At 58.3% G+C, this 15,045-nt stretch carries 18 protein-coding genes and 1 pseudogene; 5 read left to right on the top strand and 14 right to left on the bottom strand.

The genetic code is table 11. From position 1 onward, the window contains the following. Position 1: 1 nt before the first annotated feature. Genes M5B96_RS31355 through M5B96_RS31345 form a run of 3 tightly spaced genes read right to left on the bottom strand, consistent with a single transcriptional unit; the run spans position 2 to position 966 of the window. Positions 2-364 (bottom strand): TIGR03745 family integrating conjugative element membrane protein, encoded by a 363-nt coding sequence (locus tag M5B96_RS31355; protein WP_248800930.1) that lies wholly within the window; start codon positions 362-364, stop codon positions 2-4. 39 nt (positions 365-403) lie between these two features. Then, positions 404-643: a TIGR03758 family integrating conjugative element protein gene (locus M5B96_RS31350; protein ID WP_248800928.1), complete on the bottom strand. Its 240-nt coding sequence runs from the start codon at positions 641-643 to the stop codon at positions 404-406. After that, the gene (locus M5B96_RS31345; protein WP_248800926.1) at positions 640-966 is read right to left on the bottom strand and encodes an RAQPRD family integrative conjugative element protein; all 327 of its coding nucleotides are present in this window, start codon (positions 964-966) and stop codon (positions 640-642) included. Before M5B96_RS31345 ends, M5B96_RS31350 begins: the two co-directional genes overlap by 4 nt. A gap of 766 nt (positions 967-1,732) precedes the next feature. Between M5B96_RS31345 and M5B96_RS31340 the strand changes: the two genes are divergently transcribed. Together M5B96_RS31340 and M5B96_RS31335 are read left to right on the top strand one after the other, a co-directional pair. Then, positions 1,733-2,053: a helix-turn-helix domain-containing protein gene (locus tag M5B96_RS31340; RefSeq protein WP_248800924.1), complete on the top strand. Its 321-nt coding sequence runs from the start codon at positions 1,733-1,735 to the stop codon at positions 2,051-2,053. Then, positions 2,046-3,308 carry a type II toxin-antitoxin system HipA family toxin gene (locus tag M5B96_RS31335; protein ID WP_248800922.1) on the top strand — a complete coding sequence of 421 codons (1,263 nt, stop codon included), beginning with the start codon at positions 2,046-2,048 and terminating at the stop codon, positions 3,306-3,308. The genes M5B96_RS31340 and M5B96_RS31335 overlap by 8 nt, the downstream gene beginning before the upstream one ends. Before the next feature lie 118 nt (positions 3,309-3,426). On the opposite strand, the gene M5B96_RS31330 is transcribed toward M5B96_RS31335, so the two are convergent. The 9 genes from M5B96_RS31330 to M5B96_RS31290 all read right to left on the bottom strand — a co-directional run bounded on the left by M5B96_RS31330 (position 3,427) and on the right by M5B96_RS31290 (position 10,357). After that, positions 3,427-4,176 carry a TIGR03747 family integrating conjugative element membrane protein gene (locus tag M5B96_RS31330; protein ID WP_248800921.1) on the bottom strand — a complete coding sequence of 250 codons (750 nt, stop codon included), beginning with the start codon at positions 4,174-4,176 and terminating at the stop codon, positions 3,427-3,429. 13 nt (positions 4,177-4,189) lie between these two features. Then, a complete protein-coding gene (locus M5B96_RS31325) occupies positions 4,190-4,450 on the bottom strand; it encodes a hypothetical protein (RefSeq protein ID WP_248800919.1) in 261 nt (86 codons plus the stop codon). Continuing rightward, entirely contained in the window at positions 4,447-6,627 is a 2,181-nt protein-coding gene (gene traD / locus M5B96_RS31320) for a type IV conjugative transfer system coupling protein TraD (protein ID WP_248800918.1), read from the bottom strand. Before traD ends, M5B96_RS31325 begins: the two co-directional genes overlap by 4 nt. Before the next feature lie 2 nt (positions 6,628-6,629). Then, positions 6,630-7,190, bottom strand: a complete 561-nt coding sequence (locus M5B96_RS31315; RefSeq protein WP_248800916.1) for an integrating conjugative element protein — start codon at positions 7,188-7,190, stop codon at positions 6,630-6,632. After that, positions 7,187-7,762: a lytic transglycosylase domain-containing protein gene (locus M5B96_RS31310; RefSeq protein WP_412548675.1), complete on the bottom strand. Its 576-nt coding sequence runs from the start codon at positions 7,760-7,762 to the stop codon at positions 7,187-7,189. The genes M5B96_RS31315 and M5B96_RS31310 overlap by 4 nt, the downstream gene beginning before the upstream one ends. Further along, entirely contained in the window at positions 7,747-8,484 is a 738-nt protein-coding gene (locus M5B96_RS31305) for a TIGR03759 family integrating conjugative element protein (protein WP_248800912.1), read from the bottom strand. The genes M5B96_RS31310 and M5B96_RS31305 overlap by 16 nt, the downstream gene beginning before the upstream one ends. A gap of 10 nt (positions 8,485-8,494) precedes the next feature. Next, positions 8,495-9,181 (bottom strand): hypothetical protein, encoded by a 687-nt coding sequence (locus M5B96_RS31300; RefSeq protein WP_248800910.1) that lies wholly within the window; start codon positions 9,179-9,181, stop codon positions 8,495-8,497. Continuing rightward, positions 9,178-9,807: a PilL N-terminal domain-containing protein gene (locus M5B96_RS31295; RefSeq protein ID WP_248800908.1), complete on the bottom strand. Its 630-nt coding sequence runs from the start codon at positions 9,805-9,807 to the stop codon at positions 9,178-9,180. Before M5B96_RS31295 ends, M5B96_RS31300 begins: the two co-directional genes overlap by 4 nt. Before the next feature lie 232 nt (positions 9,808-10,039). Then, positions 10,040-10,357 carry a hypothetical protein gene (locus tag M5B96_RS31290; RefSeq protein WP_248800906.1) on the bottom strand — a complete coding sequence of 106 codons (318 nt, stop codon included), beginning with the start codon at positions 10,355-10,357 and terminating at the stop codon, positions 10,040-10,042. Positions 10,358-10,605: 248 nt separating this feature from the next. Here M5B96_RS31290 and M5B96_RS31285 point away from each other — a divergent pair, with 248 nt between their 5' ends. Next, a complete protein-coding gene (locus M5B96_RS31285) occupies positions 10,606-10,800 on the top strand; it encodes a hypothetical protein (RefSeq protein WP_103498434.1) in 195 nt (64 codons plus the stop codon). Between the two features lie 162 nt (positions 10,801-10,962). Here M5B96_RS31285 and radC read toward each other — a convergent pair whose 3' ends face one another. Beyond that, complete coding sequence (gene radC, locus M5B96_RS31280; RefSeq protein WP_248800905.1) at positions 10,963-11,457, bottom strand: RadC family protein; 495 nt, start codon at positions 11,455-11,457, stop codon at positions 10,963-10,965. 104 nt (positions 11,458-11,561) lie between these two features. Further along, positions 11,562-12,128, bottom strand: coding sequence for a DUF3577 domain-containing protein (locus M5B96_RS31275; RefSeq protein WP_248800903.1), 567 nt, complete (start codon positions 12,126-12,128; stop codon positions 11,562-11,564). Between the two features lie 569 nt (positions 12,129-12,697). Here M5B96_RS31275 and mobH point away from each other — a divergent pair. Further along, positions 12,698-14,593, top strand: coding sequence for a MobH family relaxase (gene mobH, locus M5B96_RS31270; protein ID WP_248800901.1), 1,896 nt, complete (start codon positions 12,698-12,700; stop codon positions 14,591-14,593). 214 nt (positions 14,594-14,807) lie between these two features. After that, positions 14,808-14,912, top strand: a pseudogene (locus M5B96_RS31265) (serine/threonine protein kinase); the annotation flags it as partial. Positions 14,913-15,045 lie beyond the last annotated feature (133 nt).

Raw genomic sequence — 15,045 nt, 5'->3', positions numbered from 1 at the left:
CTCACAGCACGTCCGTGCCCTTGGTCAGCAGCCAAATGATGATCACCAACAGCAGCGCGCCCACCCCGCAGGTCAGCCCGAACTGGCCCCAGGTCTTCTTGCCGTTTTGCACTTCGGAATAGGTGGTATAGGCGTGATAGGCCACACCACAGAACGCAGCTGCGGCGATAACCAGGGCGATTAGAGAGAGGATGTCGAAGGCATGGTCCTGCAGGGTCTGGATCATACTGTCCGATTCACCCCGGCTCGGGGCCTCCATTTCCGGGAGCGCCGCGAGTGTCCAGCGGGACCAGGCGGCCGAGCAGGCCAAGGCGCAGTGCGAGAAGAGGTGGGTGACGCGGTTTAAACCAATACGGGTTTTCATCAAGTGCCTCCAATGGCAGGGGTCATTCCAAAAAACGGGTCAGTGCAGCAACAGAAAAGTGAGCAGCAGGTAAATCAACAACACCTTCGCGGTCAGTCCGGCGAACTTCCCCTGGGAGAGTTGGCCGCTGGCCCAACCCCGGTAGCCGGTGACGAGGGCCCAGGCGGCGAAAATCAGCGCGCCGGCCAGGGCCAGGCCAATCAGCAAGGTGGTGCTTTGTTGCGGGGTAAAACCGCCCATGGCCTGAAAGGCGCTGAGCTGCGAGGCACTCATGCTCATGGGGATCTCCCTGTGGACCGGGTGTAGTGGCCGGTCAACTCAGGCGGCATACGAGGTTGGGCGCGTGAGGGCGTGAGGTAGCCCTCAATACCGCCGCGAACCTGCTCCAGGTCGGCAGAGAGGCGGGCGTAGTCGAAGGTGAAGCGCGCGTGCTCATCGACAGGCACGGCAGCATGGGCATTCACCTGCCGTGTGACGGCCTCCAGTTGGCGCAGCACCAGACTCAATTGGGCACGTTCGTGAGCTGTTGGCTCGGCCATCACCTGAGGCACGGCGAGGCTCGCCACTAACGCGATACATCGAAGAGGTTGGGGGTAGGGCATGGGGTCGATCCGCTCGAAGATGGGTCAACGAGCGTGCCGAAAAACGAGGCGGGCAACAGCCAGAAAACAGGATTTGGTCGAGTGGTTTTTCGGGGCCAGAAGACTGCTTTGGGCTATGGCTAGATTGAAATGTAGTGTTCCATCGAACTGTATGCATGCCTCCACTTCTATAGGTATGTAGTGCGTCGGATAGGTAGTGGACTTGTCCCTTCAAAACCGGACACCAACTCCCCGTTAAATTGATGCTGCTGCCAAGCGCCTGAACTCCCTCGGTTTAACAGCGAGGTGTTTCCCTCGTTAAATCTGATCGGTTGAGCCGGTCGACCCCATTTCCTCGTTTTTGGCTTCGACCAAGTCGCGCCAGTCACCCATAGGGAGCAAACGCTGGTGATGCTGGCAGTACCGCCCTGGCGGTAACCCGCCCTTGGCATCAAGATCTAGGGCTTCTGAGTGAAGGGATAGAAGGTGAGTATTCACACTGGCGATACCGGTGAAAATGTTTAGCGCCAAGCTTCATGTGGCGGTGGGCATCATGCCGCCAACACCGATTCTGATGAGTCTCGGATAGTCGGCGAGCGGAGGTTTCGATTTGCGAGCCAGGGTTCGCGCTCCCAGATAGGTTTTGCGTTAATCCCAGTAAATTGTGGTTAATGTGTAAAACATCCATATAAATCACACGATTTGGGAATTAATCATCTTGAGCTGAATTTCGATTAATTCTATAATATTGGGTATTGAGTGGGGTTCAGCCACGGGAAGACACAATATGTTGGATTTAAGCTTTAGTAAGCCAAGTGAGGTCGTCAAGCGACTCTGCGAACGACTTCGCACGGAGCGATTGGCTCTGCAGATGACGCAAGCTGATTTGGCCGGTCGCGCCGGTATTGGTGCCAACACGGTGTCCAACCTGGAATCTGGGCGCAATGTGGGGTTCGAGAATGTGGTCCGCGTGGCGATGGTTCTCGGTCGAACCAAAGAGCTCGAAGGATTGTTCTTGCCAAAATTGGACAGTCTTGAAGACATTCGCCGCTATGAAAACAGCGCTCGTCGCCTTCGTACCAGTAAGAAGAAGTCTGACAATGCTTGAGCAAGTTAACGTCTACTACGATGGCTGGGGTGAACGTTGGCTGTGGGGCACGCTGATGTCTACGACCGTCCTCACTGGGCGTCCACAAATTGTGTTTGAGTACAGCGATGAGGCGAAGCTCAAAGGCTTGGAGCTTTCATCCTTCAGGCTTCCGTTGGACGGGGCTAAGCTACGCAGAGACTTCCCGCCCCACCAGTTGGGCTTGCCAGGCCCTGTTTATGACTCGTTGCCTGACGGTTGGGGCATGTTGCTGATGGACCGTTTGTTCAGGAGTCGCCGCCTCAATACTGCACGTATAGGGCCGCTGGAGCGGCTGGCTTACGTTGGCAACAATGCTATGGGGGCCATGTCGTTTGAGCCAGTAGCACCGGAGGGGCAGGAGCTGGGCGTGGATATCTCCCTCGAGTTGCTCGCGACCGAGGTACGAGAAGTACTCCAGGGGGAAGGTGGGGCGTTCCTGCAAACGTTGCTGCTGGTGGGGGGCTCGCCTCAAGGTGCGAGGCCAAAAGCCTTGGTCTATCGCAACCCTCAAACTGGAACCTTTACAACTGCCGTCACGCCGGGTTTCGAAGCCTGGTTGATCAAGTTCCCGGCCAAAGAAGAGCATTCCGAGGTGTGCGCTATCGAAATGGTCTACGCCGAGTGCTTACGCATGTGCGGTATCCAGACCCCGGACACGCATTATTTCAGTCTGCCCGATGGGCTGGCTGCTTTTGCGAGTAAGCGCTTTGACCGTCAAGACGGTCAGCGTGTACCCATGCAAAGTCTCGCCGCTTTTACCGGCGGTGATTACAAGGTTCCGGGGGTCTTGGACTACGTCAATTTCTTGCGTGCGACCCAGATGTGCACCAACGATGTGCGAGAGAAAGCGGTCGCTTTTGAGCGTGCGGTCTTCAATGTCGCGTTCAACAACCGAGACGACCACCCCAAGAACTTCGCTTACATCATGTCGTCAACTGGCGAATGGAAGCTGGCGCCGGCCTACGACGTGACCTTCTGCGAAGGACCGAGTGGGTACCACCAGATGGATGTGATGGGTGAGGCCATGGCGATTAAACGTGAGGGAATGCTCCGCCTCGCAGGCGAAGCTGAAATCGCAGAGGAAATGGCCGGTGTCATCATTGATACTGTTTGCGATGTGGCCGTCCAGTTTGCGGCCATTGCCGATAACCTGTTCCCGCAACTGATCACCCGAGACACCCTGGGCATGATCCAGGGCCGCATCAACCAGAACATCGACCTGCTGCGCAAATGACACGTTTTGGTCGATGACGAGGATCTGACGGTAGGAAAGAGGGGGTAAATGGTCAGTAGAGTGATGCTTGAGTGCGTTCTCTGTGTGGTTCTTTGCCGTATTTGATGGTCACGAGGGGCTACAAGTACTTTTTGAAGCTGCCCGCCGAAATGCTCACCACCACCCCCAAGGCTGCCGCGCTGGGCAACAGCACCAGCAAAGGGCTCACGGTCATCGGCAGCGCGGGGTAGATGATCCAGGGCGCGATCCACAGCGGCACGATCATCCGTTTCGCCCGATGGTAGATGAACCCAGACTCTCTCCCCGCGCCAAAGCGCCGCAAGTCCCGACGCACCAGGCCATCGATCAGCCCCGTGAAGATCGCCATCAGGAACAACGGTAGCGTCAGTATCAAAATCAGAATTCGCGCCAGAAAGGTCAGCGCTGCATACACCGCCGCCAGCCCGTAGTCTTCAAGGTGCACATAGACCAGCCCCAGATAGTACTGAAATCCTGTCCCTCGGTTACTGTTCAATCGGGCCTGCTCGGCGGATTGGGTGATCCAGTGGATCAGACCGGTTTTCTCGAAACCCCATTCGTACGCCAGGCCGATGATCCAACGAGCGGTTTGCCCGGGCTGCTCAATCAGCAGGCTCTGGACAAAGGCTGCCGACAACCACTCCAGCTCGCTGTTCAGCATGTCGCGCGAGTGATGCCAGCCTTCCTCCGGCCAGAAGAAATACAGCCCGATCCACTCGGTTACCACACTGAAAAACAACGACACCAACAAAATGCCGAGGAGGGTGAAGGGCAGCCCCAGGACTCTGCTGATCAGGCCCTTATCGCGTTGTGGTTGTTGGCTTTTTGCGGTGTCGGTGCTGGTGGCCATGATTCTCTCCTGATCAGGACACCGTGACGATCACGGGCTCGAAGCAGACCAACAGTGGACCAGCAACCGGGTCCACTACCCGAATCTGGATCGCGTTGATCCAGCGCGGAGACAGACCGTTTTTGCTAAAGCGGTCAAACAGATCATTCCCTTCATGAGCCCCCCATCGAGCAGCGATCAGTAGCTGATGCAAGACGTGGGAGACCGTCTGAGTCGCCGACGTGAGTGCCCGAAGGTGAACGAAACGCAGCTTCACACGGATTTTTCCTTTCATGGTTGAGCTTCCTCTGCAGTTGTCGAGGCGGTCTTGGCCTGGTGCGCTTGCTCCAGCAGATCCGCCGGTAGTGATTCATCCAGCGCCCGCGTCCCACTGCTCATCCACCACTCGCCACCGCCATCGATGTAGCGCTTGCGCATGTGATGGGCCAGGGTTTGCAGGTCCTTGGGCATGCATTCATCAGGATCGGGGGCAGGTAGGGGCATACGGACTTTCCAGAGATTGGCGCCTTCGATCAGGGCAAAGGCTTGTCCCTTCGGCAGACTGACGATGTGGGCAGGCTCTATCAGCGGGACACTGGTAGAACTGACCCGGTCCTGGGTATTGCTGGTGAAGTCGGTACTGCCGGTGGGGTCCGAACTGTCCGTCGCACCGCTGACCAGCGTGGTCGAGTAGACGTCTACCTTGGGCAACTGCCGGGTCAGCAACTCGGCGGTAGCGGTCTCGCGCACCCGCAGCATGAAGAGATTGTTGAAGTTGCCCACCACCTGACCGGCCTTGGCCCGGTTGCCGATCTTGGCCTCAATGTCGCTGAGGGTCTGGGTGTAAGCGCTGACCTGGATGCCGGCGCCGCCGCCCTTGTTGATCATCGGAATGAACTCATCACCCATCAGCTCGTTGAACTCGTCGGCGTGAAGGTTGATGGGGATTTTCTGATCCTGGACAGCACCTGGCAGACCGTCATCGATGCCGAACTTGTAGATATGACCGGCCACGGACACCAGGTCCGAAAACATCGAATTGCCCACGGCGGCGGCCACCTCTGGATCGGACAGGGCATCGAGTCCGACGTACACAATCGCGCGCTTACGGATGATCTGCATCCAGTCGAAAATCGGCCGGGGGTCGTTGAGATCCGTGTAGTTGGGCGAGATCAGCTCGGCCATACGCCCTGTAGTGAGCTTCTCCAGCAGCGGGAGGAGCGAGGCAACGATCTTGTCGAAATAGGTCTTGTCGTAGCGGATCGCCGAGCGCAGTCCATCCATCACCGGGTCCGCTACTCGGGTTTGAGAGAGGTACTGGTCAATGGCCGTTACGCGTTTCTGCCTGCCTCGCATGTTGTAGGGCGTGTTCTTTTCGTTCAGGGCGCCTTCAATCGTGACAATCACATCCCAAGCCCTGGGATCGTGCTTGGCGAAGTAATAACCGCTGTACTCGATAAACAGCGCATCGATATTGATGACGTGCTGCTGAATCTTCAGGTAGTCCGGGCGGACCCCCAGTTCCACCAGCGCCCGTGCAATGATGTTGACAAAGCGCCAGGCAAACTCCCTAAAAGCCGCGCTGTTGCCTTCCCCCGAAAGCTGACCGGCGATGCGGCTGGCCACTTCGGAGATGCGCCCGAAACGGCCCACGGCGTTGTAGCGCGCGGAAAAGTCCGGCCAGCCCAAGTGAAAGACATAAAACTCATCCTCACGCCCGGCACGCTTGGCTTCGACAAACATGCGCTTGAGCAGGTCCGCATCGCCCTTGGGGTCGAATACGATCACTGGTTCGAACTCTGGCAGTCCGTTGATCATCTTCTTGCGGCGTATATCCTGGGTGATGAACAACTCCGCCAACCGGGTTTTACCGACACGGGTCGTACCCAGGATCAGGCTGTGGCCGACACGTTCTCCTAGCGGTAGGGACACCTCGACTTCATTGGGTTCAACGCCATGCAGACGAGGGGAACCGCCCACCGGCGGCAAAGGACGTACCGGATTGAGTGGGCTGTCCCAGGCGGTAACGCGGGGCACCAAGCTTAACGGAAGGGGCGCCACCTCCAGGCGCACTTCCAGGCGGCGAGCGGTCTGAAACCCGGCCGTAGGCTCCACGTAGCGACGAAATTCTGGCCGGTAGGTCTGCATCAGGCGCTGGGTGTGCCGTTGTTCCCACTTGAAACCGAGGCCGATAAATAGTCGGCTGTTGCTCACGGGCACCTGCTTGCTGGTCATCACATAGCGCGGCAGACGGCGGATGTTGCGCCGGTAGCGCAATACCACCAGCGCCTGACGAAGGCGCATCGCGCCGAACCCCAGAAAGAACACCGCTGCCCCGACCCCGAACTGCGGCGTCAACGCCAGCGACCAGGGCGCAAACAGACTCAGGTACGCCCCGATGGCACACACCACGACGGTGTAGAGTTCCACCGCAGGCCGCAGCAGGGCCTCTATGGTGTGGGACTGGGTCATGACTACTGCTCTATACCGGTAGCCGTTACCAGTGCCGGGTAGTGCTCAATTCCCAAGCGCTGGGCCAGGTCATCTGCAGCGGCGGGTACCATGTCCAGTCCGGTGCCTAGGGTACGCAGTTCCGTGAGGGCTGCCATTTGCTGCACGTTGACCACCCAGCCCACAGCCTTGATTTCACGCAAGACATCGCCACGGCGCTGCAGCCACTGCCGTGACAGCTCGTCATCGCCCACCAGGAACACAGGTTGTAATCCGGCGGCGTCATGCACGCGGTTCTCGAAGGTTCCTGGGCTCAGTGATGGGGACTTCACCGGCAACATATCTGCTTCGCTGTACGCGAGGGTGCGCACCGGCGGCAAGGTCATGGCCTTGGCCGTCTGCTCATCGGGCAACAGGTTGAGCGAGCGGTAATAGGCCAGCGTCGAGGCACCACCTCGGTCATCAACGACGATCAGTTCGGCGTGGGTGGATGAGCACAACAGGTTTGCCACTGCGCCCAGCGCCAGAGTGGCCAGTGATACGCGGGTGACAAACGCAGAGCGTGGATGATGTGTTGGGGTCATGGGGTCTTCATTCCTTGAAGGTTGGGGATGGTCAGGCGAGTGAGGTGTCGGGCAAAAGCCTGGCGATAGCGTTTGGCGGGGGGGCCACCGGCAGGCCGGTGGTAGCGGCCCGCGGCGGTGGTCCAGTCGCTGTCTGGGGATTTGTGTTTCAGGAGCAGGGCAGTGGCGACGGTCAGGTTGCGGTACGGGTCCAGAGCCTCGCAGGGATGCGCAAAGTACTCACCGTTCCAGCCCAGGTTGATCTGGCCCAGGCCTGCGTCCACTTGTTTGGCACTGACTGTCTGGAGGGCCTGGAGCAGGGCGCTGCACGCCGAGCGCCGATCCGCAAAGCGGTAGGACAGGCCTGCCACATTCAGGGTCCAGGGCCAGGGGACCTGTCGACCACGGACGCGGGCGCCGCTCTCTTGAAGGGCCAGCGCGTACAACACGGACGAGGGGACGGAGGTGCCTCGGGTGGCCCATTGGTAAGCGGGCGGCGGCAATGCGGTCGCGCTGACCTGCAAAGCCAACAGACCACCACTCACCAGACCGGCACACGGCCACAAACGGCACCGACTCATTGCCGCTGCCATTGGCCAAAAACCTGCCGCATGACGGCAGGGAAGGCACCGTTGTCGCCCAGACGAGCCCAGTGGCCGGCGTCGTGATTGAGGGTGATGTTGCGGTTGAGTACCTTCTGGGGGGCAATGCCGACTCGTTTGGCCCAGGCCCGAAGACGGTCGTCTTTGCCCAGGCTATCGACCAGGTACAGATCGAAACCCTGCGCCGCTTGCTGAAGCTGCCTGACGCGCTCTGGACAGTTCTGGCAACTGGTGGTGACAAACACCGCCAACCGCGCCGATGAAATAACAGGAGACGCCTGGGCCGTGTTCTCGGTGCCGATCAGGTTCACGGGCAGTTGCCCGGGGTACAAACGTTGGAAGGCATCATTGTAGGCGTTCTGGTACGCCAGCAGCTTTTGCACGCGGTCGAACTCCGCTTGCACCTGCTGTTCGGCATAGCGCTGTTGTTCCTGCGGATCTCGTGCCTCAATGCCCAACGCTGTCAGCGGATCGAGGTTGGGCGAGTACACACCGAGCGGGCCTTGCATCAAGTGGCGATAACGCTGCCACTCTTCGGGCTTGAGACCCCATTCGGTGGCCCGGGCCAGCTCAATGGCTTGAGTTGGGTGTTCCTGGTGTTGGGTGTGTGACGTGTTTTCGAAAGCCTGAGGGATGAGTGTTTCGGCCTGTACCACCGAAGGCAGTAACAGACTGAGGCCGCTCAGGAGCAGACAAAGTGGGGATCTGTTCATCGTGCAGCCCTCACGGGATTGAGACGATGAGCGAACCACCGTCAGGCCGTATCCATCGGGACTTGCCCGGCTCAAACGCTTCCACGCGCCAGCCCAAGAACACCCGACCCGGCCGAAGCAACTCAATGTCCTCCAGTCGCCGCACGCCCGTGAGCGCCACCGCCAAGAACAGCTCGCCGCCACGTGACTCCAGACCTACGAGGGTGAAGGGCAGTCGCACGGATTTACTCGTGCCGGTTTTGCGGGGACGTGAGACCTTGGGTGCGGTTGATGAAGACCCACGCTCAGCAGCAGAGGAGGGAGGCGGCGTAGTGATTGGAGAAGACGGGGCTTCTACGGCGGCCTTGAGTGCCAGTAATGCGCCTTCGGTACTTTCCACCTGAGTGGTCAGCGCGGTGAGACCTGAGACGACGGTCTCTACGGAACGCTCTGCCGCCAAGGCTTCGAGTCGTTGGAGGACTGACTTTTGCGCGGCTTGAAAGTCCGCCTCTGTCACGCAACTCAACGACTGCAAACCCTCGAGTTCGGTATCCACCTTTTTCAGGTGCAGCTGGATGCTTTCCAAGCCTTCATGGGAGGGCATCGACTTCACAGCACTGGAGAGCGTCGAGAGTTTGCTTCCCAGGTAGACCGTCGTGCCTGCCAATAGAATCAGCGTGGCGCCCCAAATGATCGAAAACAGCGTGGGACGCTTCATCGCCCACCTCCCAGCGGCAGTGCCGCAGGCGAGGAGACGGCTCCCGTTGTCCCCGTCACCGCGTCAACCACCACGGTTGTCGGTAGCTGATCAGTTACACCGTCTCGCGCCACAAAGCAGATGCTGCGGGCCTTTTCGTCAACCTTCACGTGCCAGGCTGGCCCGGCCAGCGTCAGCAGTGCATTGCGTACGGTGATGGGCCCAAGCCGGTAGTGCGCGGCAGGTAAAGGATGGGCATACAGCACCTGCACGCCGCCATTCCCCGTGCCGGTCGCCGGACACAACCGATAGCCTGAATGGCGCAGAACGTAGCGCATCGCTTCCTGGACCGTCGGGTTCGCCGTATCCGGCACGCGAATATCGATCACCTGGCTCAGCAGATCCAACTGCTCGGTTCGAGGCAACGTGCTGGCAAGGGTGTAACGCCCCTCACGCTGAACAGGCGAACGTTCAGGCTGCAGCCACTGAACCTGGGGCGAACGTGAGACCTTTGAGACGGGAGGAGGTATGACCTCCGTTGGGGCAGACGAAGTCGTCAACGATGCGCAGCCCGACAGTGCAATCAGCGTCAACGGCAAGGCGAGTTTTACAGCGGTGGCCAAAGGCCGAATGGGGGAGAAAAACATCCATGTGTCCTCACGCAGTGGTGAGAACACAGTTGCAAATCAGCGCGGTCGGCGCCGCAAACAAACAGGATTTGGGGCGATGTGTTTTTCGGGTGGTTGCTGCTGGGAGGGAGCCAGTATTGGGTGTTATCGGTCTAGGCCGTCTTGCAGATCAATACTCAAGCTTTCGGCCAGGAGGAGTTAGCGCTTTAACCCGTGGCGTTGAGTATGACGAAGGCGAATGATGGGGGCATCAAAGACTGGCGAGCATGTGCTCCAACTGCTGAAGTTCCCAGGCGCTCAGTAGATCAACTGGGTTGGTTCCGTAACGCTGCCAATCTTCGAGCGTTCCCACTCGCCCGGCAGGGCAGGTCGCATCCTCACAGTGATGCAGGGTATCGCCGTCGTTGAAAAGTGTAAGCGTCCAGCTATCGACCTCAACGGACATAGGCCCGGTATGGATCTCGTTCCAGGACTGCGCGCTCAGCCGACGCTGGGTACGTACACCCAGAGCGATCTCTTTGAGCACCTGGTAAACCTCACGAGTGGTGAGGGAGACGGCTGTCGTCATGTATGTCGTTCCGCCAGAGCCGGTGGGGTCCAGTTGGAAGGCGGTGCGAGTGCTCGGCTTTTGTGGCTCTGCATTTCAATCCGCGGACTTGGATAAAGGGGCCTCTCAGTATACTGAAGTCTTCATGCTTCAATGTGGTCAGAACAGGATCTCGAGGTTGCTTGCCGATAACCATCCAGCGCGTGGATAGGGATTTACGATCGTCCAAGAGTCGCTACACTGCGAGCTCTTTGTTTTGGACCCTCGTGATGAATCTCTCTGACGTCGTTCTTGTGCTGCTCTTGGCCGCACGTATTCATGGTACGGATGAAGCGGTGAGGGCATCGGCCAAGAGCTGCGTGAAGAAGCTACCACGGTCCAAGCGCGACCTGATCTACAACGTGATCAACAGCCGCAGTCCTATGGAACTGGTCGCTCTTCTGGCTGAAAACCTCGACGACTGAACAGTGAAACGCTCGATTCGCTTTCCTGATTCAGTAGGCGACGTTTCGATGACATAGGCGTCCGGAACGCAGGAATGCCCCCCGCGTGAAGTTTTCCAGCTGGGATAAGCGGAAGCCGCTCGGGAAGTAAGAGGGCGCCCGAGGGGGGCGCCTTGATAAGGGTTACATCAGCCCATGTTGGGTCATGGACAGTGGATCACCGGCACCGACTATGATGTGGTCCAGCAACACCACATCAATAAGTGCCAGGGCCTCTCGTAGCCGTTGGGTCAGTGCGCGATCGGCTTGACTGGGCGTGGTGCACCCCGAAGGATGATTGTGAGCCACAATGATCGCTGAGGCGTTGTGCGCGATTGCACGCTTGATCACCTGCCTGGGATGAACGCTGGTGTGGCCAATGTCCCCGTGAAACATTATTTCAAACGCGAGGACTTGGTGTTTGATGTCCAGGAAAAGCACGGAAAAGACCTCGTGGTCTATCCCCGCCAGTTTCAATTTGAGGAAGTCACTGACCTCCGGCGGATTCTCGAGCTTAGGACCTCGAGTGAATAGCCGCCGATCCAGAATCTGCATGGCCTTTTTGATCAACAGATCTTCCTGCGCGGTGCTCAGTGCGGCTGAAGCCCGCTTGACGCTAAAAGCAGGGTTAGAACTCATGACCTCAACCTCTGTATCCAGTCATGGAGGCACGCCATCCCCTAGGGGCGGATGCCCCGAAGGTGAAAGAAGGCGCCGGTTAGGGCGCCTGGGTAGGTAATGGATCAGGCCGCGTCGTGCGCGAGCGTTGCATCTTCTGTAATGCTGGTTGGATGACCGCTGCTGGTGATCTCAGAGTCATCAGTCGCCTCCGGCGTAGCTACTGTCTCCAACGCATCGGATGTCTCTGATGCATTCGATGGCATGACGTCTGAGGTACTTTCCTTGGTCGGTGCGGCATACACCACTTCGCCATTGATTTTGATCATGGATAGAGAAAGCAAGTTGCTAGTCAGGCCAGCGCCTGGCTGACCTCGCAGCTCACTTTTCTGATGGATAAAGGGACTGACCAAAAGGTCGCTGAGTGTGAAGCAAGCCAGGACGGTTTGACCTGAGTTGATTTCTTGTACGCAGTTACTGATGAGCTGCTTCGCCTCGGTGCCGACCACCGTGCAGTCGAAGTACGTGTAATCGGCGTTGTCTACCGGGCCTTGGATCGCCGCAACAGAGAGCTTCAGGTATGACTGCCTATTACGGGTGATCGTCCTGACATTGTTGAGGTATCCGATGCCTTGAAGGTACAGGTTGAAGTACTTTTTTTCTTCGGCAGTAGGCTGAGTTTGAGTCGTCATGAGTGTCTCCAATTTCAAGAGGAAATGGGGAAGCACTCGTCCCTCAGGGAAAGTGATTCCCCATTGGGTGGTGGTGAAGTAGGCATTCGCCGTCAAAGGCTCTGACGACTGACCGCGGTGATGAATGCGAAAGCGGTCCGGTGGTGATCAACGCGATCATCGCGTCGTAGCCTTTTAGATCCGGGCTACCTGGGCATGTTGCCGACAACGTCAGCAGGACACCCCTTCAGCATGAGAAAAAGAGCCCCTGCGGTCTAGTCCGCTCTTTCAGACGGAGGGTGTCGGATATTTCAACTTGGGGGCCTTGGGGGAGGCTACGTCTCCCGCGTCGTGTCATTTCCCGTGCTCCATCCGGCTGATATGCCTTGGTCCTGCCTTCGACAGATAAATACACATTGGCCCAATCCTGTTTTCCGCTGGAGCTCAGTGCCCCAAAAAGGCCATAAAAGGAACGGCAAACGGAAGGGGCCAAGGGAAGCAAAGCGAAGGGCAAAGGGCTTACCCGAAAAAGGTCATTCGTGCACTGAATAGCCAAAAGGCTCCCCCACATCACACGGATGGCAGGCTGAATGTTCTGGCGATTCAAATTGAAAAAGGCAGATGATCACGAGCCACCGCACAAGACTATTTCATCCGACTACCACCTACCCCAGACGGCCACTGAGCTGCTGTCGACCCCGCGCCGGCGCAAGCTCTTGGAGCACATCTGGCAGCGCACTTCGTTGTCACGCAAACAGTTTTCCGACCTCTATCTACGTCCCATCGAACGCTACGCTGAACTGGTTCAACAACTGCCGGCCTCGGAAAACCACCACCATGCTTATCCCGGCGGTATGCTCGATCACGGCTTGGAAATCGTGGCCTATGCCCTGAAAATTCGGCAGTCACACCTGTTGCCTATGGGCGCGACTCCTGAAACCCAAGCGGAGCAAACCGAGGCCTGGACAGCGACCATCACGTACGCGGCCCTGTTGCACGACCTTGGAAAAGTCGCAGTCGACGTGGAAGTGCACCTGGACGATGGAGCGGTATGGCATCCATGGCAGGGCCCCATGAACCGCGCATATCGTTTCAAATACGTGAAGGGGCGTCCCTATAAGCTCCACAGCGCCGCGACGGGCTTGCTCTCACTGCAAGTGTTGCCATCGTCGATTCTCGATTGGCTGAGCACCTACCCCGATCCCTGGAGTGCGCTGATCTATGCATTGGCCGGACAATACGAACATGCCGGCACCCTGGGCGAGTTGGTCAGTCAGGCTGACCAGGCCTCGGTGGCGCAGGAGTTGGGAGGTAATCCCGTTAAGGCATTGGCCGCGCCGAAGAGCTCCCTTCAACGTCAGTTGATTGAAGGGCTGCGCTATCTCGTCAACGAGCAGCTCAAGTTGAACCAGGCGCGTGCTTCAGACGGTTGGCTCACCGATGACAGCCTGTGGCTGGTCAGCAAAACAGTGGCAGACAAGCTGCGTGCTCACTTGCTGTCTCAAGGTGCGGATGGGATTCCGTCCTCAAATGCCACCCTGTTCAATGTGCTTCAGGATAACGCGATCATTCAGATCAACGTCGAGGGCAAAGCGATCTGGACCGCCACCGTGCAGAGTGGCAAGTGGACGAAGACCCTCACATTCCTCAAAGTCTCGCCGGCGTTGCTCTGGGAGGAGGGCAAACGTCCTCCGGTGTTCAGCGGCACGATCACTGTTGAAACGACGACTGAAACTACTGGGCAAAGCAGTGATGCACCTGCCGTAGATCATTCGTCGCCCGAACAGGCCCTACCCTGGGACACCGAGCCTGGCTGGATGCAAGACTCTACTCAGACCCACTTTGCCCTAGACGAGGGACCGCTCCATGACGAGGATGGGCAGATGCAGGTGCAAGCACTTGGAGAGCCCCCCGACTGGTTTCGACTGTTGGATGAGGACAGCGCAACGGACACGTATCGCCATGAGGTCCTAGGACCTGCCGCTGCCAAGACCAGTCCATCGCCTATGCGCCAGCCCCCTGCGCCACGTGAGTCCACCCCTCCAGCCCGTTTGCCAGCCTCAGATGTGAAGGGCAAGGACCTGGGTGAAGCGTTCATGGCCTGGTTACGCCATGGCATCCTCAAGCACACGATCGCCCTCAACGACGCTCATGCACCGGTCCATAGCGTCGCCGAGACGGCCTTTCTGGTTACGCCGAAGATCTTTCAGCGCTATGCCCAGGAACACCCCGAAACCGCCCGTATAGCCAAGGAGCAGGGGACCAGCGACTGGCGCTGGGTTCAACGCAGCTTTGAGAAGCTGAACCTGCACCACAAGAGCGAAGGGGGGCTGAATATTTGGTGTTGCGAGATCAAAGGCCCGCGCAAAGCCCGGGACATCAAGGGCTATTTGCTCAAGGATCCACGGCTGATTTTCACTGAGAGGCCGTACGACAACCCGTATCTGAAGCTAAAGGACTCGAAGGGCGCAAGTTCCTGCGCCTGATCTTCGATTCTTACGGGCAAGTGACACTGCAACGAGCCTGCTCGACACTCGTCGCAATGACTTCGGTGTTGATCAAGCTTCTCCAATAATTTGAGTCCTGCCTCGGAATAAACATCGCCATGGCAGCCGCCGCCGACCGGCTGTTCGAGTGTGCGTTGGCCGGTACCGCGCTGGATAACCTGACGGCCGTGGTCGTTGTTATCGTGTTGAGCGGCTGCTGGGGGTGGTGTATCGGGCCCGGGACCTGTTGCACGAGCAGTTCGGCGACCCGACGCCCTGGGTAGCGCTGAAATTGCTCATGCACAAGCGCGTGGAATCAGTGTCCGGATGTTGGTGGAATGGGTGTCCGGATGGTCATGGAGTCCGCACAGCAGAGCACACTTTTGAAGCGGTATTTGATCAGTAAGCCGCGTTTCGCTGTATTTTTCATGCCGCACAAAGCGCAGAGACTC

The sequence above is a fragment of the Pseudomonas sp. MWU13-2105 genome (assembly GCF_023242315.1).
Taxonomy (GTDB): domain Bacteria; phylum Pseudomonadota; class Gammaproteobacteria; order Pseudomonadales; family Pseudomonadaceae; genus Aquipseudomonas.
Note: the sequence above shows the minus strand (reverse complement) of the source record. Positions and strands in the feature narration are given on the sequence as shown.

Coding starts and splice junctions, on each gene's coding strand:
- M5B96_RS31290 (WP_248800906.1), bottom strand. CDS start 10,357: ATGACGACAGCCGTCTCCCTCACCACTCGTGAGGTTTACCAGGTGCTC.
- M5B96_RS31350 (WP_248800928.1), bottom strand. CDS start 643: ATGAGCATGAGTGCCTCGCAGCTCAGCGCCTTTCAGGCCATGGGCGGT.
- M5B96_RS31355 (WP_248800930.1), bottom strand. CDS start 364: ATGAAAACCCGTATTGGTTTAAACCGCGTCACCCACCTCTTCTCGCAC.
- traD (WP_248800918.1), bottom strand. CDS start 6,627: ATGACCCAGTCCCACACCATAGAGGCCCTGCTGCGGCCTGCGGTGGAA.
- M5B96_RS31305 (WP_248800912.1), bottom strand. CDS start 8,484: ATGAACAGATCCCCACTTTGTCTGCTCCTGAGCGGCCTCAGTCTGTTA.
- M5B96_RS31275 (WP_248800903.1), bottom strand. CDS start 12,128: ATGACGACTCAAACTCAGCCTACTGCCGAAGAAAAAAAGTACTTCAAC.
- M5B96_RS31310 (WP_412548675.1), bottom strand. CDS start 7,762: ATGGCAGCGGCAATGAGTCGGTGCCGTTTGTGGCCGTGTGCCGGTCTG.
- M5B96_RS31295 (WP_248800908.1), bottom strand. CDS start 9,807: ATGTTTTTCTCCCCCATTCGGCCTTTGGCCACCGCTGTAAAACTCGCC.
- M5B96_RS31285 (WP_103498434.1), top strand. CDS start 10,606: ATGAATCTCTCTGACGTCGTTCTTGTGCTGCTCTTGGCCGCACGTATT.
- mobH (WP_248800901.1), top strand. CDS start 12,698: ATGTTCTGGCGATTCAAATTGAAAAAGGCAGATGATCACGAGCCACCG.
- M5B96_RS31315 (WP_248800916.1), bottom strand. CDS start 7,190: ATGACCCCAACACATCATCCACGCTCTGCGTTTGTCACCCGCGTATCA.
- M5B96_RS31330 (WP_248800921.1), bottom strand. CDS start 4,176: ATGGCCACCAGCACCGACACCGCAAAAAGCCAACAACCACAACGCGAT.
- radC (WP_248800905.1), bottom strand. CDS start 11,457: ATGAGTTCTAACCCTGCTTTTAGCGTCAAGCGGGCTTCAGCCGCACTG.
- M5B96_RS31340 (WP_248800924.1), top strand. CDS start 1,733: ATGTTGGATTTAAGCTTTAGTAAGCCAAGTGAGGTCGTCAAGCGACTC.
- M5B96_RS31325 (WP_248800919.1), bottom strand. CDS start 4,450: ATGAAAGGAAAAATCCGTGTGAAGCTGCGTTTCGTTCACCTTCGGGCA.
- M5B96_RS31300 (WP_248800910.1), bottom strand. CDS start 9,181: ATGAAGCGTCCCACGCTGTTTTCGATCATTTGGGGCGCCACGCTGATT.
- M5B96_RS31345 (WP_248800926.1), bottom strand. CDS start 966: ATGCCCTACCCCCAACCTCTTCGATGTATCGCGTTAGTGGCGAGCCTC.
- M5B96_RS31335 (WP_248800922.1), top strand. CDS start 2,046: ATGCTTGAGCAAGTTAACGTCTACTACGATGGCTGGGGTGAACGTTGG.